Below are 20,422 nucleotides of genomic sequence, written 5' to 3'. Positions count from 1 at the left end.
TGTAAAATCAGTGCCGCCTGTTCAGGACGGCTTGAGTACGTTTTCGCGTGGCTGTTTACCAAACTTATTGCCGGTATAAAACGCCAGCAGGCTCAGCAACAGCGACGGCACAATCGGATGCAGACCGGCAATATGCAGGTCAATACTGGCGAGCAGGGTATAACAAACCGCGCCAACAATCATTGAGCTCAGTGCGCCCGTGGCGTTCGCCCGCTCCCAGTACAAACCGAGCACCAGCGGCCACAGGAATACCGCTTCCAGCCCGCCAAACGCCAGCAGGTTCAGCCAGATAATCATTTCCGGCGGACGCCATGCGGCCAGTAAGACCAGTAATCCCAGTATAAAGGTGGCCCAGCTTGAGAAGCGTTTTAACTTGCGCTCGTTAGTCAGTTGTTCCGGTTTAATACCGAGGTACAAGTCTTTAACGATAGTCGCAGATGATTGCAAAAGCTGCGCGTTGATGGTCGACATAATGGCGGCCATCGGTGCCGCGAGGAAAATCCCGGCGGCGTAAGGCGGCAACACGGTGATCATCAGCGTCGGGATCACCTGATCGGGAATTTTCAGATCAGGTAAAATGGCGCGCCCCAGCGCACCCGCCAGATGCATACCAAGCATCAAAATGGCGACCACAATAGTGCCGAGCACAATGCCACGGTGTACCGCTTTGCTGTCTTTGTAGGAAATACAGCGCACGGCGGTATGCGGCAGGCCAATCACGCCAAAGCACACCAAAACCCAGAAAGAAGCCATAAACGGCAGTGAAAGGACGTCATCCCCGCCATGCACGGATACCAGTTTCGGATCGATTTGCTGGAGCTTATCCACCGCACTGTGCAGGCCACCCGCCGCGTGAATGACAGCGATCAGGAGTAAAATGGTGCCGAGCAGCATCACCAGTCCCTGCATGGCGTCATTGAGCACGCTGGCACGAAAGCCGCCAAACGCGGTATACAGCGCGATGCTGATGCCGAAAATCAGCAGTCCGGTGTCGTAAGGAATACCGGCTGCTGTTTCCAGCAGGCGTGCGCCACCGATGAACTGAACGGTCATCGCGCCCAGAAACGCCACCAGCAGACTCAGGCTTGCCAGCCAGACCAGCAGACGGCTCTGGTAGCGGGCAAACAGCATGTCGTTCAGCGTGACCGCATTATAGCGGCGCGCCAGAATGGCGAATTTTTTACCCAGTACGCCGAGTGAAAGCCAGACGGCAGGCAACTGAATCATTGCCAGTAATACCCAGCCAAGGCCAAATTTGTAGGCGGCACCGGGGCCGCCGATAAAGGAACTGGCACTGATGTAGGTGGCGGTCAGGGTCATGGCCAGCACGAAGCCGCCCATGGAGCGGTTGCCGAGGAAATATTCAGTCAGGAAGTTGCCCTGCTCGCGGCGGGTATATGCATAAACAGACAACCCGAAGACCAGCAGCAAATAGGCAATCAGTGGCAATAAGACTTCAGTCTGCATGACTGTCCTCCAGCGGAATATCGCGGTAAATCACGCGAACCATCAGCCAGCTTAAAAGAACGAATATCAGCGGTACCAGCAGACAGGCCATTTCGAACCAGTGCGGCAGGCCGGTGATGCCCTGTTTATCGTCAGGAATATAGGCGGCAAAACTCCATGCCAGCAGATAAGCAATCGTCAGCCCAAAAGCCCATCGGGCTTCACGGTTGGCTTGTAAGAAACGTTTGTCCAACGCCATTTACTTGTCTCCCCTCAAAACGTAAAAAAGGCCGGAATATCCGGCCTTGATAAGAGAGTACGCAACGGTACGGTCTTTTTATTTTTCCTGCAAACCGAGTTTTTTCTCAAGATAGTGGATGTTAGTGCCACCATGCTGGAAATTCTCGTCGTCCATAATGCGCATTTGCAGTTCAATGTTGGTTTTGATGCCGTCGATGATCAGTTCTGCCAGCGCATTTTTCATGCGGGCAATGGCCACTTCACGGGTTTCACCGTAAGTGATCAGTTTACCGATCATGGAATCGTAGTACGGAGGCACAGTGTAGCCTGCGTAAATGTGCGATTCCCAACGAACACCGAAGCCGCCAGGGGCGTGGAAACGGGTGATTTTGCCTGGGCTTGGCAGGAAGGTGTTAGGGTCTTCCGCGTTAATGCGGCATTCCACCGCATGGCCTTTGACTTTCACTTCGCTTTGTTTGATCGACAGTGGCTGGCCGGACGCAATGCGCAGCTGCTCTTTGATCAAGTCCACACCGGTGATCATCTCGGTAACCGGATGCTCAACCTGGATACGGGTGTTCATTTCGATGAAGAAGAACTCGCCGTTTTCATACAGGAACTCGAAAGTACCTGCGCCACGGTAGCCAATATCCACACAGGCTTTGGCACAACGTTCGCCGATGAAACGACGAAGATCTTCCGTGATGCCCGGTGCTGGCGCTTCTTCAACGACTTTCTGGTGACGACGCTGCATGGAGCAGTCACGTTCAGCCAGATAAACGGCGTTGCCCTGACCATCAGCCAGTACCTGAATTTCCACGTGACGTGGATTTTCCAGGTATTTTTCCATGTAAACCATGTCGTTGTTGAAAGCTGCTTTAGCTTCCGCACGGGTCATGTTGATGGACTGTTCGAGGTCTTTGTCGCCGCGTACAACACGCATACCACGACCACCGCCGCCGCCAGAAGCTTTGATGATGACCGGATAGCCGATACGTTTTGCGAAGGCACGGTTTTGATCCATGTCATCGCCCAGCGGGCCGTCAGAGCCAGGTACACAAGGTACGCCAGCCGCTTTCATCGCCTGGATCGCAGAAACTTTGTCACCCATCAGGCGGATAGTTTCAGCTTTCGGGCCGATGAAGATAAAACCAGAACGCTCAACCTGCTCTGCAAAATCGGCATTCTCGGACAAGAAACCGTAGCCCGGGTGGATAGCCACCGCGCCAGTGATTTCCGCCGCAGCGATGATGGCAGGGATGTTCAGATAGCTTTTTACTGAAGGTGCAGGACCGATACAGACGGTTTCGTCTGCCAGCAGCACGTGTTTCAGGTCACGGTCAGCGGTAGAGTGCACAGCAACGGTTTTGATGCCCATTTCTTTACAGGCACGCAAAATACGCAGAGCAATCTCGCCGCGGTTCGCGATAACAATTTTATCTACCATGGTACGCCTCGTTATTCGATGACGACCAGCGGCTCGTCGAATTCAACCGGTTGGCCGCTTTCTACCAGAATTGCTTTAACAACACCGGATTTGTCTGCTTCGATTTGGTTCATCATTTTCATCGCTTCAACGATACACAGGGTATCGCCGGCGTTCACTTTCTGACCCACTTCGATGAAGGCTTTAGCGTCCGGGCTTGGCGTACGGTAGAAGGTGCCTACCATCGGTGAGCGAACGATATGGCCACTGATTGCAGCCGGAGCTGCTTCTGCAGGCGCAGCTGCTGGCGCAACCGCAGCAGCCAGACCTGGCTGTTGTTGTACAGGCATAGCGTAAGCCTGTTGCATCATAGGATAAGCCTGCGCAGGTGCAGCACGGCTGATACGTACTGATTCTTCGCCTTCAGAAATTTCCAGTTCAGAAATGCCTGATTCTTCAACCAGTTCGATCAGTTTTTTAATTTTACGAATATCCATGGGTGTGATTCCGTACTCTTTTTGCGTAGAAATTAGTGGGTTTTTGACAAGCGGTTAACCGCTGCCTGTAATGCAAAGTGGTAGCCATCTGCGCCAAGTCCGCAAATAACGCCCACTGCGATGTCGGAAAGATAGGAATGGTGCCGGAAAGCTTCGCGGGCATGTACATTCGACAGATGGATCTCGATAAACGGAATCGACACCCCCAGTAATGCATCGCGCAGCGCCACGCTGGTATGGGTAAAGGCCGCGGGATTGATCAGGATGAAATCGACATTTCCGCGTGCCTGATGAATACGTTCAATCAGGACATGTTCTGCATTGGATTGCAGATGGCTCAGTGCTACATCAGCAGCAGCAGCCTGCACTTCCAAACCCTTAACAATATCGTTGAGCGTGGTGTGTCCGTACGTTTCAGGCTCACGGGTGCCTAACAAATTCAGGTTAGGACCGTTCAGTAGCAAAATGTCAAACTTATGCGCCATTGTGAGCCTATCTCCGGCAATTAGACAAAGATTGTAGAAAATACCCTGATGTCACCGGTTTGTCACCTATTTCGCGGCAAATCGGCCCGTCTCTTCGGCATGAGGTCGGGCATTATAATGATATCGTGGCAATTCGCAGCTAAATACTGGTCTTATCAGCGAAGATAATCAACCCTCGGCCGGTCAACGTGGGTGCAATTGTCGAAATTATGAGGGGCAACCGGGCCAAAAGTTCCACGGCTTATCGCAGCCACTGGCGGAATTTTTTATAACGGAATGCCAGCAAGATGACGGCAAGTATTGCGTAAATCACCGGTTGTGGCGACAGCACTTTTACCGACCAAAGGTAGTGGATCGGCGCAAGTATGGCGATGAGATAAATGAAGTTGTGCAACTTTTGCCAGGTTGATCCCATTTTGCGTTGTGCCCACACGGTGGAGGTGCAGGCCAGTGCCAGCAGCAGGATCCAGCAGATGATACCGAGGGTGAGATACGGGCGCGATATCAGTTCACTTCCCAGCAGGCGGATATTGTTGATCCCAAGCTCCAGGAATGAATAGCTGAGAAGATGCAAGGTTCCCCACGCAAAACACCACAACCCCAGCAAACGGCGCGTGCGGATCAGTAATGGCTGTTTGCCATAGCGTGCGACGGGCGTGACCAGTAATGTCACCAGCAAAAATTTCAGAGTCATCCTACCGGTAAAATGCTGAATATCTTTGGCGGGATCGGCACTGAACCAGCCCTGATTAATCGAAAGCACAATCCAGAAAAAAGGCAAAATGGCGCAAAGATAGATGATCACTTTCAACCCGGTAATATTGGCAGGGCTTAAACGACGCATAACTGAACCGCCTCTTCCTTAATAGAACTTACGTAAATCCATACCGTGATACATCGATGCTACCTGCTCGGCATAACCATTGAACAGCAATGTCGGCTGGCGTTGCACGTCGAGTAAGCCGCCGGAACCGATAAACCGTTCCGTTGCCTGCGACCAGCGCGGGTGATCCACATGCGGGTTCACGTTGGCGTAAAACCCGTATTCGTTGGAGGCAATCTGGTTCCAGGTTGTCGGCGGCTCATCTTGAGTAAATTTGATGTTCACGATGGATTTGATGCCTTTGAAACCGTACTTCCACGGAATGGTCAGGCGGATAGGCGCGCCGTTTTGTGGCGGAAGTGCTTTGCCATAAACGCCGACCGTCATCATCGCCAGCGGGTTCATCGCTTCATCTATACGCAATCCTTCAACGTACGGGTAATTCAGTCCACCGCCGATAAACCGGTCTTTCTGCCCCGGCATATGTTCCGGGTCATATAAGGTAGTAAACGCGACATAACGCGCTTTGCTGGTCGGTTCGGCAAGTTTGAGAATCTCACTCAGCTGAAAACCGATCCACGGCACCACCATCGACCAGGCTTCGACGCAACGCATCCGGTAAATACGTTGCTCAAGCGGGAAGCGCTTCATGATGTCATCCATATCCAGCGTCATCGGTTTAGCAACTTCGCCTTCTATTGTTAATTTCCACGGCGAGGTAACCAGTTGCCCGGCGTTGGCGGCCGGATCAGCTTTATCCAGCCCGAATTCATAGAAATTGTTGTAGCCGGAAACTTTGTCCTCGGGGGTCAGTGTCAGGTCATTTTGATAAGCAGCGGGTTTGGTGAAATCCAGCGGTTTACCGGCGGGCGCGGCAGGGCGGTCATGGCCTTTGAACCAGGAAAGGATATCTGCGCGTGCATTTTGGGGAACAGCGAGTGCCGCGGCACTGATCCCCAGTGCCTGTAAAACTTTGCGCCGGTCATAAAAAATACTTTCGGGTGTGACGTCTGCTTCGGTTAGTTTGCGGGGTTTGAACATAGCCTTCTCCGGCATTCTCATTTTCGTGATTCATTTTTATGGTTATAAACAAAGCATGGCGTGAAACCGGACGCTTTGCGAGATATCACGCTAAAAAAGCGCATTTTGCCGCAGACATTGAGGAGGCGTTTACCATTTATATAAGAATTACGAATTGATTGGTTTTTGTATTGCTATGCTATGAATGTATGCGAATGACTCTTTCGAAAATTTCTCCTTCCATCGCATTTTTCTGTTTTATAGTAGCGGCGTTTTTTCGTGGCAAGCTCAGAGAAAGGGTTTGTTTCCCCCTCACCGTAGCGAGTAAGGCACAGGGATGCGATTTACTACCAGACTATCGGCACTGATGACGATGTTAGTTGCTCTGGCAATGTTACTGATGTTGCTTGGCGTCACTTTCAGCTTTATCTATCTGAACAAACAAGATACCGAACAACATCTTCAGGCACTTGCCACGACTTATGATCAGGCATTACTGACGCATCCCCCCGCAGATGCCCAACGCTGGATGCCTCAGGCTATGCGTATGCTTGATGTCACGGATATCGAAGTCAAACTTGATAACACCACCGTTTTTGAATACCACGAGCGTCCGGATGTACACCGCTCGTGGGACAGCGTGATGCCGGAATATGACACTGCCATTATCCCGCTGATGCACAACCACGCCATGTCGCTGCACATTTCCTATGTTGATCCTGTCAGCAGTTACATCCGCTCCCTGCGTTCTACGTTCACGATTGGGATCGCCATTCTGGTCATGCTCGCTATGCTGCTGCTCAGTTTTCGCTGGTTACGTCAGGAAACGGACGGTGTGGAAAAGCTGGAAGACCGCGCGGTCAGAATATTACGCGGTGAACGGGAAGGGCTGTCCGGTCATGTGGGCGAATGGCCGCATTCTGCCAGCAGTGCGATAGATCGTCTGCTGGGGGATCTGAATGAAGCACGTGAGCAGCGCAGCCGCGTGGATACCTTGATCCGTGCTTATGCTCAGCAGGACGCGCAAACCGGTCTCAGTAACCGCCTGTTCTTTGACAATCAGCTTGCGACGCAGTTGGAAGAAAAGGGTGCGCACGGTGTGCTGATGTTACTGCGCTTGCCGGATTTCGACACCATGCGCGAAACGCACGGTCAGGCAGTGGTCGAAGAACTGCGTTCGGCGATGGTGAATTTGTTATCGACGTTCGTGATGCGCCATGTTGACGCGCTGCTGGCACGTTATTTCCACAGTGATTTTGCCGTGCTGTTGCCACACCGCACCTTAAAGGAAGCGGAAGTGATGGCCTCACAATTAGTCAATGCGCTCGGCGTCCTGCCGACTTCGTCGCTAATTGACCGCGATGCGCTGATGTACATCGGTATCAGCGCCTACCGTTTCGGTCAGACGCCGGATCAGGTGATGGACATGGCCGAGCAGGCGACGCGACATGCGGCGTTCCAGGGCAGTAACAGCTGGTTTATCTATGATAAAAATGTGCCGGAAAAAGGTCGCGGCAGCGTGCGCTGGCGGACCCTGCTGGAAAATACGCTGGCGCGCGGCGGCCCGCGTCTTTATCAGAAGCCCGCCTTCACCCGGGACAACAAACCGGATCACCGTGAGGTGCAGCGGCGTGTCTTCGACGGCGAGCAGGAACTGCTGGCTGCGGAGTTTATCCCGCTGGTGGTTCAGTTCGGGTTGTCGCAAAGCTTTGACCGGGTCATGTTAAGTCAGATTATTCCGTTACTTAACCGTTGGCCGGATGAAACGTTAGCATTTCACCTGACGGTTGATTCATTATTGCAGCGCTCATTTGTTCGCTGGCTGCGCGATACCTTGCTGCAGTGCGAAAGAACACAACGAAATCGAATTTTGATTGAACTTGCTGAGGCGGATCTCTGTCAACATACCGACCGTCTGCGTCCTGCGATCAGATTGTTACAGGGTTTGGGCTGTCGTCTGGCCGTTTCGCAAGCCGGACTGACGGTGGTCAGCACCTCCTATCTGAAAACTTTCCCGGTGGAGAGAGTTAAGCTTCACCCGGGGTTAGTGCGTGATATTGATAAAAGGGTTGAAAATCAGCTCTTTGTACAAAGCTTACTCAGTGCGTGCGAAGGGACTCAGGCGCTGGTATTTGCCTCTGGCGTGCGCACAAAAGAGGAGTGGGCTGTCCTGCTGAAAAGCGGGATCCACGGCGGGCAGGGCGATTTTTTTGCCGGTCCGGAGCCTGTTGAACCGGCCGGTAAAAAATATTCACACAACCGCGATGTTTAAGTGACCGTTAACGCATTATTTAACGTAGAATGAGCCAGCTTTTGACCTACGCCCTTGTCTGGTATCCGGTGTTTGTGCTCAGACCGCAGATGGATGGAAGATGTTGGTAAAAGTGTAAGAATTTATGTGTGGTGTTGCTACTTCGCCTGGGTGCCTGCCCGAGGTAAACCGAGCCTGCGAGACAGAATTATTTCGCAGTGCCATCAGCCTCAAAAAGTCACCGCAAGTGAATGGCGACATCGCGGACAATTTTCACGGAAGCAGGACGTTTTTGCGCCTTGTCGCTGCTTCGCGTGGTTGGTAAAGTAGGCGGATTTTATTTTCCGCCCCCAGCTAGCAGGATTATCCCTTCGTTATGTTTAAGAAATTTCGTGGCATGTTTTCCAACGACTTGTCCATCGACCTGGGTACCGCCAATACCCTCATTTATGTAAAAGGACAAGGCATCGTGCTGAATGAGCCATCAGTTGTGGCTATTCGTCAGGATCGTGCTGGTTCACCTAAAAGCGTTGCTGCTGTTGGTCACGACGCGAAACAGATGCTGGGTCGTACTCCTGGCAATATTGCCGCTATTCGTCCAATGAAAGACGGCGTTATCGCTGACTTTTTCGTGACTGAGAAAATGCTGCAACACTTCATCAAGCAAGTTCACAGCAACAGCTTCATGCGCCCAAGCCCGCGTGTACTGGTGTGTGTGCCAGTCGGCGCAACTCAGGTTGAACGCCGTGCTATCCGTGAATCTGCACAAGGTGCAGGCGCGCGTGAAGTGTTCCTGATTGAAGAACCGATGGCTGCGGCAATCGGTGCAGGCCTGCCGGTATCCGAAGCGACCGGTTCAATGGTGGTGGATATCGGTGGTGGTACCACAGAAGTTGCCGTGATCTCCCTGAACGGCGTGGTGTATTCCTCTTCTGTACGTATCGGTGGCGATCGTTTCGACGAAGCTATCATTAATTATGTACGCCGTAATTATGGTTCACTGATCGGTGAAGCAACGGCTGAGCGTATCAAGCACAGCATCGGTTCTGCCTATCCGGGTGATGAAGTGCACGAAATCGAAGTGCGCGGTCGTAACCTGGCTGAAGGTGTTCCACGTGGTTTCACGCTGAACTCCAACGAAATTCTCGAAGCATTGCAAGAGCCGCTAACCGGTATCGTCAGCGCGGTGATGGTTGCACTGGAACAGTGTCCGCCAGAACTGGCTTCCGACATCTCCGAGCGCGGCATGGTGCTGACCGGCGGTGGCGCATTACTGCGTAACCTTGATCGCCTGCTGATGGAAGAAACGGGTATTCCTGTTGTTGTCGCAGAAGATCCACTGACCTGCGTCGCCCGTGGCGGTGGTAAAGCATTAGAAATGATCGACATGCACGGCGGCGACTTATTCAGCGAAGAGTAATCTCAGCGAAGACTTGCTGATTCAAACAAGTCTTGTTGCAAGCAAGAATAGTCTGCCCGGGAAGGTGGTTGTCCGTCAGGTAAAACCTGCAACGTGAAGTGTGCAGTGTTCAATGTGGATCCGTGCAAACACTGGCTGAGCGATAAAGCTCTGCCAGTGTTTTGGCTATCCCATGAGATTGCCGCCGTTTCTGTCAGGTGAGGTCTTTACTTCGACTGGCTGAAACCTTCTGTTGCCGAGGAACTCGCATATTTTATGAAGCCAATTTTTAGCAGGGGACCTTCCCTGCAACTGCGACTTTTTTTGGCTATTCTCACGGCCATTGTCCTGATTGTTGCCGACAGTAAAATAGGTACGTTTGTTAAAATCCGCACCTATATGGATACTGCCGTCAGTCCCTTCTATTTTTTGTCCAATGCCCCGCGTGAATTCTTAGATCAGGTCTCTTCTACGTTTGCCACCCGTGGCCAGCTGGAACTTGAAAACCGCGCTTTGCGTCAGGAATTGTTGCTGAAAAACAGCGACCTGATGCTGCTTGGCCAATACAAACAAGAAAATGCTCGCTTGCGCGAGCTGCTGGGATCACCGTTGCGTCAGGACGAGCACAAAATGGTGACGCAGGTTCTCTCCACCAGCAATGATCCTTACAGCGATCAGATCGTCATCGACAAAGGCAGCAACAACGGTGTGTATATCGGGCAACCCGTCATCAGCGATAAAGGCGTTGTTGGCCAGGTCATCGCTGTTGCCGCGCTGACCAGCCGTGTGCTGCTGATTTGTGATGCTTCACATGCGTTGCCGATTCAGGTGCTGCGTAACGACATCCGCGTTATCGCTGCCGGTAGCGGCTGTGCTGATGACTTACAACTTGAACACTTGCCAAGCAACACCGATATTCGTGTCGGTGATGTGCTGGTCACCTCAGGTCTGGGTGGACGTTTCCCTGAAGGGTATCCGGTCGGCGTTGTATCTTCGGTTAAAGTTGATAATCAGCGTGCGTATACCGTCATTCAGGCGCGTCCGACCGCCGGTCTGCAACGTCTGCGTTACCTGCTGTTACTATGGGGCTCTGACCGTAATGGCGAGCATCCTTTACCGCCGGATGAAGTTCATCGCGTGGCCAATGAACGCCTGATGCAAATGATGCCGCAAGTGTTGCCACCTCCGGGAGATATGGGGCCGCCAGCTCCTGTTCCTCCACCGGCAACGGGTACGGTAACGACACCGGTTAGCACGCCTGCTGTGCAGGGAGCGACGCAATGAACAGCTACCGGAGCCACGGACGCTGGATTATTTGGCTATCCTTCTTAATAGCCATGTTATTGCAGGTGATGCCGTGGCCTGAACAGATTTATATGTTCAGGCCGTCATGGCTGATGCTGATCCTGATTTACTGGGTGATGGCATTACCGCATCGCGTCAACGTGGGTACCGGTTTTGTTGTCGGGTTTATTATGGATCTGATCCTGGGATCGACCCTGGGTATCCGCGCGCTGGCTTTTGCCATTACCGCCTACCTGGTCGCGTTCAAATTCCAGTTATTCCGTAACCTGGCTCTGTGGCAACAAGCGCTGATTGTTATGGTGCTTTCGCTGGCTGTGGACGTCATGGTGTTCTGGGGAGAATTCCTGGTAGTCAATGTGTCGTTCCGGCCTGAAGTTTTCTGGAGCAGTGTGGTCGACGGTGTGCTGTGGCCATGGCTGTTCCTGCTGATGCGTAAAATTCGTCGTCAGTTTGCTGTGCAATGAGGATATTATGACCGCACTTTATCTGGCTTCCGGGTCACCACGTCGCCGTGAATTACTGGCCTTGCTGGAACTGCCTTTTGAGCGTCTGGTGACTGAAGTTGCAGAAGAGCGTCAGCCTGACGAAGCCCCGCAAGATTATGTTTTACGGCTGGCGAAAGATAAAGCGCAGGCCGGTGTGGCGGTCGCGGCAGAGGATTTGCCGGTGCTTGGCGCAGATACGATTGTGGTCCTCGACGGTAAAGTGTTGGAAAAGCCACGTGACGAAGCGCAAGCCGCTGTTATGCTTAAGGCATTGTCTGGCAGACAGCATCAGGTGATGACCGCCATTGCGTTTGCCGACAGGCAGGAATGCCTCAATACGTTGGTTGTGACCGATGTCACTTTCCGTTCACTATCCTCCGACGATATTGCACATTATATTCTGAGCGGTGAGCCCATGGATAAAGCGGGCGCTTATGGTATTCAGGGAAAGGGCGGTTGTTTCGTCCGTGAAATTCGCGGCAGTTACTATGCAGTTGTGGGCCTTCCTCTGGTGGAAACTCAGGAACTGCTCAATGAATTTTCTGCCTTACGCGAGCTTAGGAGAAAACATGACAGCTGAATTACTGGTCAATGTCACCCCGTCTGAAACCCGCGTGGCTTACATTGACGGTGGCATTCTGCAGGAGATCCATATTGAGCGCGAGACCAAGCGCGGGATTGCCGGCAATATTTATAAAGGGCGTATCAGCCGTGTTCTGCCGGGTATGCAGGCAGCATTTGTCGATATCGGCCTTGAAAAAGCCGCATTTTTACATGCTTCAGACATCATGCCGCACACCGAATGTGTGGCGCGTGACGAGCAGAAAAATTTCCACGTGCGTGACATCGCAGAACTGGTGCATCAGGGCCAGGATCTGATGGTGCAGGTGGTGAAAGATCCGCTGGGCACCAAAGGTGCGCGTCTGACGACCGACATTACCTTGCCTTCCCGCTATCTGGTGTTCATGCCTGGTGCGTCACACGTTGGCGTGTCGCAGCGTATTGAAAGCGAAGCCGAGCGTGATCGCCTCAAACGTATCGTCTCAGAATATTGTGATGAGCACGGCGGCTATATTATTCGTACCGCAGCCGAAGGCGTGGGTGAAGAAGAACTTAAACAAGATGCGGCCTACCTGAAACGCTTGTGGACCAAGGTGATGGAGCGCAAGCGTCGCAACAAAACCAAGTGCAAGCTGTATGGTGAGCTGGCACTGGCGCACCGTGTGCTGCGTGATTTTGCCGGTGAAGCACTGGACCGCATCCGCGTTGACTCCCGTCTGACGTATGAATTGCTGGTCGAATTCACCAGCGAATACATGCCTGAAATGACCAGCAAGCTGGAGCATTACAGTGGCAAGCAGCCTATTTTCGATCTATTCGATGTGGAGAACGAAATCCAGCGTGCGCTCGAGCGCAAGGTGGAACTCAAGTCCGGCGGCTATCTGATTATCGATCAGACCGAAGCCATGACCACCGTGGATATTAATACCGGTGCGTTTGTCGGCCATCGTAATCTGGAAGACACGATATTTAACACTAACACCGAAGCGACGCAGGCCATTGCCCGTCAGCTACGGCTGCGCAATCTCGGCGGCATTATCATTATCGACTTCATTGATATGTCGAATGAAGATCATCGCCGTCGCGTGCTGCACAGCCTCGAGCAGGCGCTGTCGAAAGACCGCGTGAAAACCGGTATTCACGGTTTCTCCGCCCTTGGTTTGGTGGAGATGACCCGCAAACGTACCCGCGAAAGCGTCGAACATGTGCTGTGCAGCGATTGTCCGACCTGTCATGCACGCGGCACGGTGAAAACCGTTGAAACCGTCTGCTATGAAATTCTGCGTGAAATTGTGCGTGTGCATCATGCCTACGATTCTGACCGTTTCCTGGTTTACGCGTCTGCCGCAGTAGGGGAAGCGCTCAAGGGAGAAGAATCCCATGCACTGGCCGAAGTAGAAATCTTCGTCGGCAAGCAGGTGAAAGTGCAGATCGAGCCGCTCTACAGTCAGGAACAGTTTGACGTCGTCATGATGTGATCCGATGGCTAATCGTCTGAAGCATCAAGAAGTTAAAGGTTTCCATTGCCGTCTGTGCGGGTGAAAACCAGCATGGAATGGAAAACAAGGAGAGAAGTTTGAGGCGACTGCCCGGTATTTTATTAACCACCAGCGCAACCCTTGTCGTGATAGTGGCTTTGGTGATCAGTGGCTTGCGTCTGGCATTGCCTCAGTTGACCCGCTTCCAGGATCAACTGGTCGGGAAAGTCGAGGCGGTCACGGGCGTACCGATCGAGTTATCGCAAGTCAGCGCCAGCTGGAAAACCTTTGGCCCGATCATGGAGATCCGAGGCCTTCAGGTGACATTACCGGACTCAAAGTGGCAGGTTCAGCGCATTACCCTGGCGCTGGACGTCTGGCAATCCTTGCTGCATTTCCGCTGGCAGTTCCGCGACCTTACTTTTTACAATTTGCAGCTGGATTTAAACAGCACGCTGGGTGGCGAAAGCAATAAAGGCAACGGCATCCAGCCAAACCGCGTCAGTGATATTTTCCTCAGACAGGTCGACCATTTCGATCTGCGCAACAGCCGTATTTCCTTCCTGACGCCTTCCGGTCCACGGGCGGAATTCGACATTCCTCAGATGACCTGGCTGAACAGCCACAACCGCCATCGCGCCGAAGGGCAGCTTAGCCTGTCGAGTTTTAACGGGCAGCACGGCATTGTGCAGTTGCGTATGGATCTGAACGACACCAATGGTTTGCTCAATAACGGGAAAATTTATCTTCAGGCCGATGATATCGACATGAAACCGTGGTTCAGCCGGTGGTTGCGCAATAATACCGGTCTGGAAAGTGCTAACTTCAGCCTCGCGGCGTGGCTGACGGTGCGTAGTGGCGATATTTATGCCGCTGACGCATTGCTGAAAAATGGCTCTGCCACCTGGAAAAATGGCACTGAGGAACACCAGCTCGATGTCGATAATCTGACATTACACGGTAACCGTCAGGGTAATGGCTGGCAGGTTGGCACGAAGCAGTTGAATCTGAAAACCGATGGTGTGGCGTGGCCGAAAGGCCGCCTTGAAGTACTTTATCTGCCTGAAAATAACCAGTTCCTCGGGCCTTCGCAGGGTGAAGAGCTGCGCATCCGTGGCACCAATCTGCAACTGGAACGTTTAGGCCCGGTGATCCCGACTTTCTCATTCCTGACTCCGGCTTTACTGGAGCGCTGGCAGGATTTAAAACCCGCCGGTAACGTTGATCGGCTCGCGCTGGATATCCCGCTAAAGCAGCCTGATCAGACCCGTTTTGATGTGAACTGGCGCGATGTCAGCTGGCAGCGCTGGAAACTGCTGCCGGGTGTCAATCATTTCAGTGGTGGCCTGAAAGGTAGCGTGGCGGGCGGGCAGATGACGGTGAAATTACAAGACAGCCTGCTGCCGTACGGCGAAATGTTCCGCGCACCGCTGGATATCAGTGCGGCGACCGGTACCTTTAACTGGAAGAACGGCAAAGATGGCTGGTCATTGTCGGGTAAAGACGTAGATGTCAAAGCCAACGCGCTGTGGGCGAAAGGCGATTTCCGCTACAACCAGCCTGTCAAAGGTGAGCCGTGGCTGAATATTCTGGCCGGTATTCGCCTGTATGACGCCGGTCAGGCCTGGCGCTATTTCCCTGAACCGCTGATGGGCAAACATCTGGTAAATTATCTCAGTGGTGCCATAAAGGCCGGTCAGGTGGATAACGCCACCCTGACCTTCAACGGCAATCCACATCATTTCCCGTTCAAAAAGAACGAAGGGCAGTTTGAAGTGTGGGTTCCGCTACGTCACTCGACCTTTGAGTTCCAGCCAGGTTGGCCAGCGCTGACTGATCTGGATATCGATCTCGATTTCCTTAATGACGGCCTGTTTATGAAAGCCGCGCACACCAAACTGGGCAATGTGGACGGCAACAACGTCGTTGCCAATATTCCTGACTACCTGAAAGAAAAACTGTTTATTGATGCGGACCTGCGCGGGCAGGGGAAAGATATCGGCGATTATTTCATGGATACGCCGTTGCATGACTCGCTGGGCTCGGCGCTACAGGAATTGCAGATTGGCGGTGAAGTGAATGGTCGCTTACATCTGGATATTCCGCTTGATGGCGAACTTGTGCGTGCATCCGGTGGCGTCACGCTCAATAACAACAGTCTGTTTATTAAACCGCTGAACAGCAAAATCAGTCAGCTCAGTGGCCAGTTCAGTTATGACAATGGCAACCTGCAAAGTAACCGGCTTACCGGTAACTGGTTCGGGCAACCGGTCAACGTGATGTTCAGCACGCAGGAACTGCCGGATGATTTCAAGGTTCAGGTCGGGCTGGATGCCAACTGGCAACTGTCTAAAATCCCCGGTTTGCCAGCGGCAGCAGCCAGTAAAATTTCGGGTGGTACACCGTGGAAAGGCGACGTCAATATTACGCTGCCGCACAAAGGCACCCCGACCTATACCGTCGATGTAAACGCCGATCTGAAAGATGTGAGCAGTCACTTACCCGATCCGTTGAGCAAGAAAGCCGGTCATCCGCTGCCGCTGGTGGTGAATGTCAAAGGCGACCTGCACAGTTTTAATCTGCAAGGTGTGCTGGCGGGCAAAGATCATTTCAACAGCCGCTGGCTGCTGGGTAAACAACTGAAACTCGATCGCGCATCGTGGCAGGCAAACAGCAAAAAAACGCCTCCATTGCCGGATGACAGCAGTCTGACGCTCCATCTGCCCGCACTTGATGGTGAAAGCTGGCTGGGTTTGCTGTCACCGGATAAAGCGACGCAGGACACTACTACTAAACTGGCCGGTTTCAGCTTCCCGCACCAGATTATCCTGACAACGCCTGCGCTGACACTGGGCGGACAGGTCTGGAATGACCTGACCCTCACCTCGGTACAAGGGCATCAGGGCATGGAGGTCACTGCCAAAGGTAAGGAAATCGATGGCAGGCTGAATATGAATGACAACGGTCCGTGGCTGGCTAATCTGAAATACGTCTATTTCAATCCGCAATGGACGGTCGCGGATGTGGCCAGCAGCGGTCAGCCGGGCGGTAATCCGTTTGCTACTGAAAAAATTTCGTTTGCCAGCTGGCCGGCATTGCAACTGCGTTGTGAAGCCTGCTGGTTCCTCGGTCAGAACTTCCGCAAAGTGAATGCTGACCTGACACCGCAAGGCGATCAACTGATGCTGCGTAATGGTCTGATTGATACCGGCGTGGCACGTCTCGACGTGCAGGGCGACTGGAGGCAGAACGGGCAGGGCGAAAACACCGGCCTGAAAGGCAAGCTGACCGGTAAAAATATTGAGCAGGCCATGTCATTCTTTGGTGTGACTACACCACTGAAAGGCGCGCCGTTTGACGTTAACTTTGATTTGCACTGGAAATCCGTGCCGTGGAAGCCGGATATCAGCACACTGAACGGCACCCTGAAAAACACGCTGGGCAAAGGCGAAATTGCGGATGTCGGCACGGGCCGCGCCGGACAATTGCTGCGACTGGTCAGCTTCGATGCGCTGCTGCGCAAACTGCGTCTTGATTTCAGCGATACCTTTGGCCAGGGCTTCTATTTTGACTCGATCAAATCCACGGCCTGGATTAAAGACGGCGTACTTCATACCGACGATCTGCTGGTTGACGGACTGGAAGCAGATATCGCCATCACCGGGAAGGTCAATTTCGTGAATCAGCAATTGGATCTCGAAGCGGTCATTGCGCCGGAAATTTCCGCCACAGTAGGTGTGGCGACGGCGTTCGTCATCAACCCGGTAGTCGGCGTTGCAGTCTTCGCTGCCAGTAAAGTGCTGGCACCGCTGTGGAATAAAATCTCGCTTATCCGCTATCAGATTGACGGCACTATCGCAGAACCCCGTATCAACGAAATTCTGCGTAAACCGGTTGAACATCCAAAAGCCGCCGCCGCACAGTAACGCCACCGTGAAGGTGGCAGGAAACCTCGTTCATGCTGTGTTAGGCTGTTAATAACCTTGTAACAATGGATTGTCTGGCGTGCAGACTGTGTAGACCACAGTCTGCACGCCGGATTGTCGTCTAAAAGAGAGTGAACATCTATGAGTCTGGCCTTAGTCAGTGAGCAGTTACTAACTGCTAATAATCTGAGTCATCAGGATCTGTTTTCCATTTTGGGCCAGTTGTCTGAACGTCGTCTTGATTATGCCGATCTCTTTTTCCAGTCCAGTTTCCATGAAAGCTGGGTGATCGAAGACAGCATCATCAAAGACGGTTCTTACAATATCGATCAGGGCGTTGGTGTTCGTGCGGTAAGCGGTGAAAAAACCGGTTTTGCTTATGCTGACCAAATCACGCTGAATGCCCTGAACCTGAGTGCAACAGCTGCCCGCAGCATTGTCCGCGACCAGGGCAATGGCAAAGCGCATACGCTGGGCGAAATTGCCTATAAATCTCTTTATTCTCCGCTGGATCCGCTGCAAAGCCTGTCACGCGAAGCAAAAATCGAACTGCTGCACCGCGTCGACAAAATTGCCCGTGCGGCCGATAAGCGCGTGCAGGAAGTCAGTGCCAGCATCACCGGCGTGTATGAAAACATCCTGGTGGCAGCCACCGACGGCACGCTGGCGGCAGACATTCGCCCGCTGGTGCGTCTGTCCGTGAGCGTTCTGGTTGAACAGGACGGACGTCGTGAGCGTGGCTCAAGCGGCGGCGGCGGTCGTGTTGGTTATGACTACTTCCTCGAAACCGTTAACGGTGAAGTGCGTGCGGAAGCTTTTGCCCGTGATGCCGTGCGTATGGCGTTGCTGAATCTGACGGCAGTCGCCGCCCCGGCAGGTGGCATGCCGGTGGTGCTGGGCGCAGGCTGGCCAGGTGTGCTGTTACATGAGGCGGTAGGCCACGGTCTGGAAGGTGACTTCAACCGTCGCGGAACCTCTGTATTTAGCGGTCAGATGGGCAAACGGGTGGCTTCTGAACTGTGTACCGTAGTGGACGACGGTACCCTGCCGGGTCTGCGCGGTTCACTGGCGATTGACGACGAAGGTGTGCCGGGGCAGTACAACGTGCTGATCGAAAACGGTGTGCTGAAAGGCTACATGCAAGACAAACTGAATGCGCGCCTGATGGGCGTTGCGCCGACCGGTAACGGCCGCCGCGAATCTTACGCACATCTGCCGATGCCGCGTATGACCAACACCTATATGCTGGCCGGGAAATCAACGCCGGAAGACATTATCAGTAGCGTAGAATTTGGCCTGTATGCGCCAAACTTCGGCGGCGGTCAGGTGGATATCACCTCGGGTAAATTCGTGTTCTCTACCTCCGAAGCTTATCTGATCGAAAAAGGCCGCATCACCAAACCGGTGAAAGGCGCGACGCTGATCGGCTCGGGCATTGAAGCGATGCAACAGATTTCCATGGTCGGCAACGATCTGGCGCTCGATAAAGGCGTCGGCGTGTGTGGTAAAGAAGGCCAGAGCCTGCCGGTCGGGGTCGGTCAGCCTACCCTGAAACTGGATAATCTCACCGTCGGCGGCACTGCGTAGCAGAAGATTATTTCGGTGTTATCCCTCCCCTTTCACAAGGGGAGGTCAGGTGGGTTTTGGGTTTGATACGAACTCAATTCCACTGAGTCACTTTCTTGCCCTGCCGGTATCCCTGATACACCTTGCTTACCCGTTTGAAATAATCCGTCAGATAATCAATACAGACCTGCACTTTCAGCGGCAGTTTGTCCTTTTCAGTATACAGCGCGTAAACCGGGCGCGGATCGGACTGATAGCGCCTGAACAGAATCTCCACCTCACCGGCATTAATCTCCTCAATCACCCACATCAGCGGAACATACGCGATACCGACACCGGCTTTCAGCCAGCGGATCATGGTCTGTGAATCGTTAGTCACGAAGCGGCCTTGCGGTGTAATACGGGTTGAAACACCTTCGGGGGCGATCAGTTCAAATTCACTGTCCGGGCGGACGCTGTATTCCAGCCAGGAGAAATTCACCATATCGGCGGGTTTCTCCGGCGTGCCGTGTTGTGCCAGATAACTGCGCGCCGCACACACCACCATCGGCATTGAGCCTAAGCGGGTGCAGAACAGGCTGGAATCCTGCAACGCGCCGACGCGGATCACCACGTCCAGTCCGTCAGCGATCAGGTCCGGTGCCGGAATGCCAGTCACCAGATTCACCGTCAGACCGGGGTATTCGGTGAGCATTTCCGCAGTCATCGCGGCAAGAACATTTTGTGCCATCGTCGATGAACTGCCGATGCGTAATGTTCCGGTCGGGGTGTTGTTGAAGGCATACAATTGTTCATGTACTTCACGCACGTCGTGCAACATTTTCCGGCAACCCTGATAATAAAGTTTACCGGCTTCTGTCAGACCGATGCTGCGGGTGCTACGGTTTAGTAATTTGATTTGTAAGTCATTTTCCAGCTTTGAAATCGTCTGGCTGATGGCAGAAACGCTCATGTCGAGGCGTCGTGCGGCCGCCGTGAAGGAGCCGCTTTCCACGACCTGAGCAAAGATCGACATGCGTTTTAATCGGTCCATTGTTAACTCTGGCTTAAAAGTGATTTAGATCACAGAACGTTGATCTGTTGATAATAAGCACGCTAATATACCCTTCCGGGCGATAAAGCTCAGGTTTCAGTTTTCCTGACATCATGCTTACCTTCGCACACTTCCCTGGCAACTCTGCAGCTTCATTGCTCAGCTCCCGTTGAATTATTTTCTCCGGGGTCGCGTGCCGTTGCCTAAAATAACGAATAATGCGTGCGCGGGACGATATGTGTTTGTCCGTCGTAATAATGTAAGGAATTTTTGATGAGTTTGCTTCCGGTAATGGTGATTTTCGGATTGTCGTTTCCTCCGGTGTTTTTTGAAATATTGTTGGCGCTGGTGGTGTTTTTCCTGCTGCGGCGCATATTGCAACCCACCGGAATTTATGATTTTGTCTGGCACCCGGCATTGTTCAACACAGCGTTGTACTGCTGTCTTTTCTACCTGATCTCCTGCATGTTCGTCTGAGGGC

17 protein-coding genes are annotated in these 20,422 nt (G+C 52.9%); 9 read left to right on the top strand and 8 right to left on the bottom strand.

What is annotated here, in order from left to right:
• Positions 1 to 21: 21 nt before the first annotated feature.
• From panF to msrP, 7 genes are all read right to left on the bottom strand, one after another.
• Positions 22 to 1,467: a sodium/pantothenate symporter gene (gene panF / locus AACU55_RS24000; RefSeq protein ID WP_037035005.1), complete on the bottom strand. Its 1,446-nt coding sequence runs from the start codon at positions 1,465 to 1,467 to the stop codon at positions 22 to 24.
• Positions 1,457 to 1,699, bottom strand: a complete 243-nt coding sequence (locus tag AACU55_RS23995; RefSeq protein WP_015690529.1) for a YhdT family protein — start codon at positions 1,697 to 1,699, stop codon at positions 1,457 to 1,459. The genes panF and AACU55_RS23995 overlap by 11 nt, the downstream gene beginning before the upstream one ends.
• 84 nt (positions 1,700 to 1,783) lie before the next feature.
• Positions 1,784 to 3,133 (bottom strand): acetyl-CoA carboxylase biotin carboxylase subunit, encoded by a 1,350-nt coding sequence (accC, locus tag AACU55_RS23990; RefSeq protein ID WP_013577297.1) that lies wholly within the window; start codon positions 3,131 to 3,133, stop codon positions 1,784 to 1,786.
• A gap of 11 nt (positions 3,134 to 3,144) precedes the next feature.
• The gene (gene accB / locus AACU55_RS23985; protein WP_013577296.1) at positions 3,145 to 3,609 is read right to left on the bottom strand and encodes an acetyl-CoA carboxylase biotin carboxyl carrier protein; all 465 of its coding nucleotides are present in this window, start codon (positions 3,607 to 3,609) and stop codon (positions 3,145 to 3,147) included.
• A 32-nt stretch (positions 3,610 to 3,641) separates the two neighbouring features.
• On the bottom strand, positions 3,642 to 4,094 hold the full coding sequence (aroQ, locus tag AACU55_RS23980) for a type II 3-dehydroquinate dehydratase (RefSeq protein ID WP_013577295.1): 453 nt from the start codon (positions 4,092 to 4,094) through the stop codon (positions 3,642 to 3,644).
• Between the two features lie 241 nt (positions 4,095 to 4,335).
• Positions 4,336 to 4,938, bottom strand: a complete 603-nt coding sequence (gene msrQ / locus AACU55_RS23975) for a protein-methionine-sulfoxide reductase heme-binding subunit MsrQ (protein ID WP_037035007.1) — start codon at positions 4,936 to 4,938, stop codon at positions 4,336 to 4,338.
• A gap of 18 nt (positions 4,939 to 4,956) precedes the next feature.
• Positions 4,957 to 5,958: a protein-methionine-sulfoxide reductase catalytic subunit MsrP gene (gene msrP, locus AACU55_RS23970; protein ID WP_112151057.1), complete on the bottom strand. Its 1,002-nt coding sequence runs from the start codon at positions 5,956 to 5,958 to the stop codon at positions 4,957 to 4,959.
• Between the two features lie 316 nt (positions 5,959 to 6,274).
• Here msrP and csrD point away from each other — a divergent pair, with 316 nt between their 5' ends.
• From csrD to tldD, 8 genes are all read left to right on the top strand, one after another.
• Positions 6,275 to 8,209: an RNase E specificity factor CsrD gene (csrD, locus tag AACU55_RS23965; protein ID WP_134706255.1), complete on the top strand. Its 1,935-nt coding sequence runs from the start codon at positions 6,275 to 6,277 to the stop codon at positions 8,207 to 8,209.
• Positions 8,210 to 8,564: 355 nt separating this feature from the next.
• A complete protein-coding gene (gene mreB / locus AACU55_RS23960) occupies positions 8,565 to 9,608 on the top strand; it encodes a rod shape-determining protein MreB (protein WP_013577291.1) in 1,044 nt (347 codons plus the stop codon).
• A gap of 255 nt (positions 9,609 to 9,863) precedes the next feature.
• Complete coding sequence (mreC, locus tag AACU55_RS23955) at positions 9,864 to 10,871, top strand: rod shape-determining protein MreC (RefSeq protein ID WP_013577290.1); 1,008 nt, start codon at positions 9,864 to 9,866, stop codon at positions 10,869 to 10,871.
• Positions 10,868 to 11,356 carry a rod shape-determining protein MreD gene (gene mreD, locus AACU55_RS23950; RefSeq protein ID WP_013577289.1) on the top strand — a complete coding sequence of 163 codons (489 nt, stop codon included), beginning with the start codon at positions 10,868 to 10,870 and terminating at the stop codon, positions 11,354 to 11,356. The genes mreC and mreD overlap by 4 nt, the downstream gene beginning before the upstream one ends.
• Before the next feature lie 7 nt (positions 11,357 to 11,363).
• A complete protein-coding gene (locus AACU55_RS23945) occupies positions 11,364 to 11,957 on the top strand; it encodes a Maf family protein (protein ID WP_037035013.1) in 594 nt (197 codons plus the stop codon).
• Positions 11,947 to 13,416, top strand: a complete 1,470-nt coding sequence (rng, locus tag AACU55_RS23940; RefSeq protein WP_013577287.1) for a ribonuclease G — start codon at positions 11,947 to 11,949, stop codon at positions 13,414 to 13,416. The genes AACU55_RS23945 and rng overlap by 11 nt, the downstream gene beginning before the upstream one ends.
• Positions 13,417 to 13,514: 98 nt before the next feature.
• Positions 13,515 to 17,342 (top strand): AsmA2 domain-containing protein YhdP, encoded by a 3,828-nt coding sequence (gene yhdP / locus AACU55_RS23935; RefSeq protein ID WP_134706254.1) that lies wholly within the window; start codon positions 13,515 to 13,517, stop codon positions 17,340 to 17,342.
• A 141-nt stretch (positions 17,343 to 17,483) separates the two neighbouring features.
• Positions 17,484 to 18,929: a metalloprotease TldD gene (gene tldD, locus AACU55_RS23930; RefSeq protein WP_013577285.1), complete on the top strand. Its 1,446-nt coding sequence runs from the start codon at positions 17,484 to 17,486 to the stop codon at positions 18,927 to 18,929.
• A 73-nt stretch (positions 18,930 to 19,002) separates the two neighbouring features.
• Here the strand turns inward: tldD and aaeR are convergent, their stop codons facing one another.
• Positions 19,003 to 19,941: an HTH-type transcriptional activator AaeR gene (aaeR, locus tag AACU55_RS23925; protein WP_013577284.1), complete on the bottom strand. Its 939-nt coding sequence runs from the start codon at positions 19,939 to 19,941 to the stop codon at positions 19,003 to 19,005.
• A gap of 273 nt (positions 19,942 to 20,214) precedes the next feature.
• Here aaeR and aaeX point away from each other — a divergent pair, with 273 nt between their 5' ends.
• Positions 20,215 to 20,418 (top strand): p-hydroxybenzoic acid efflux pump operon protein AaeX, encoded by a 204-nt coding sequence (gene aaeX, locus AACU55_RS23920; RefSeq protein ID WP_013577283.1) that lies wholly within the window; start codon positions 20,215 to 20,217, stop codon positions 20,416 to 20,418.
• Positions 20,419 to 20,422 lie beyond the last annotated feature (4 nt).

Origin of the sequence: Rahnella sp. CJA17(1/100), from assembly GCF_963881615.1 — a bacterium.
In the GTDB taxonomy this organism is placed as follows: Bacteria; Pseudomonadota; Gammaproteobacteria; order Enterobacterales; family Enterobacteriaceae; genus Rahnella; species Rahnella aceris.
The sequence above is the reverse complement of the archived record's forward strand: the minus strand, read 5'-3'. Positions and strand labels throughout refer to the sequence as shown.

Excerpts from the sequence above, each read along its gene's own strand:
- panF (WP_037035005.1), bottom strand. The coding sequence starts at position 1,467 with ATGCAGACTGAAGTCTTATTGCCACTGATTGCCTATTTGCTGCTGGTC.
- accC (WP_013577297.1), bottom strand. The coding sequence starts at position 3,133 with ATGGTAGATAAAATTGTTATCGCGAACCGCGGCGAGATTGCTCTGCGT.
- accB (WP_013577296.1), bottom strand. The coding sequence starts at position 3,609 with ATGGATATTCGTAAAATTAAAAAACTGATCGAACTGGTTGAAGAATCA.
- aroQ (WP_013577295.1), bottom strand. The coding sequence starts at position 4,094 with ATGGCGCATAAGTTTGACATTTTGCTACTGAACGGTCCTAACCTGAAT.
- msrQ (WP_037035007.1), bottom strand. The coding sequence starts at position 4,938 with ATGCGTCGTTTAAGCCCTGCCAATATTACCGGGTTGAAAGTGATCATC.
- msrP (WP_112151057.1), bottom strand. The coding sequence starts at position 5,958 with ATGTTCAAACCCCGCAAACTAACCGAAGCAGACGTCACACCCGAAAGT.
- csrD (WP_134706255.1), top strand. The coding sequence starts at position 6,275 with ATGCGATTTACTACCAGACTATCGGCACTGATGACGATGTTAGTTGCT.
- mreB (WP_013577291.1), top strand. The coding sequence starts at position 8,565 with ATGTTTAAGAAATTTCGTGGCATGTTTTCCAACGACTTGTCCATCGAC.
- mreC (WP_013577290.1), top strand. The coding sequence starts at position 9,864 with ATGAAGCCAATTTTTAGCAGGGGACCTTCCCTGCAACTGCGACTTTTT.
- mreD (WP_013577289.1), top strand. The coding sequence starts at position 10,868 with ATGAACAGCTACCGGAGCCACGGACGCTGGATTATTTGGCTATCCTTC.
- AACU55_RS23945 (WP_037035013.1), top strand. The coding sequence starts at position 11,364 with ATGACCGCACTTTATCTGGCTTCCGGGTCACCACGTCGCCGTGAATTA.
- rng (WP_013577287.1), top strand. The coding sequence starts at position 11,947 with ATGACAGCTGAATTACTGGTCAATGTCACCCCGTCTGAAACCCGCGTG.
- tldD (WP_013577285.1), top strand. The coding sequence starts at position 17,484 with ATGAGTCTGGCCTTAGTCAGTGAGCAGTTACTAACTGCTAATAATCTG.
- aaeR (WP_013577284.1), bottom strand. The coding sequence starts at position 19,941 with ATGGACCGATTAAAACGCATGTCGATCTTTGCTCAGGTCGTGGAAAGC.
- aaeX (WP_013577283.1), top strand. The coding sequence starts at position 20,215 with ATGAGTTTGCTTCCGGTAATGGTGATTTTCGGATTGTCGTTTCCTCCG.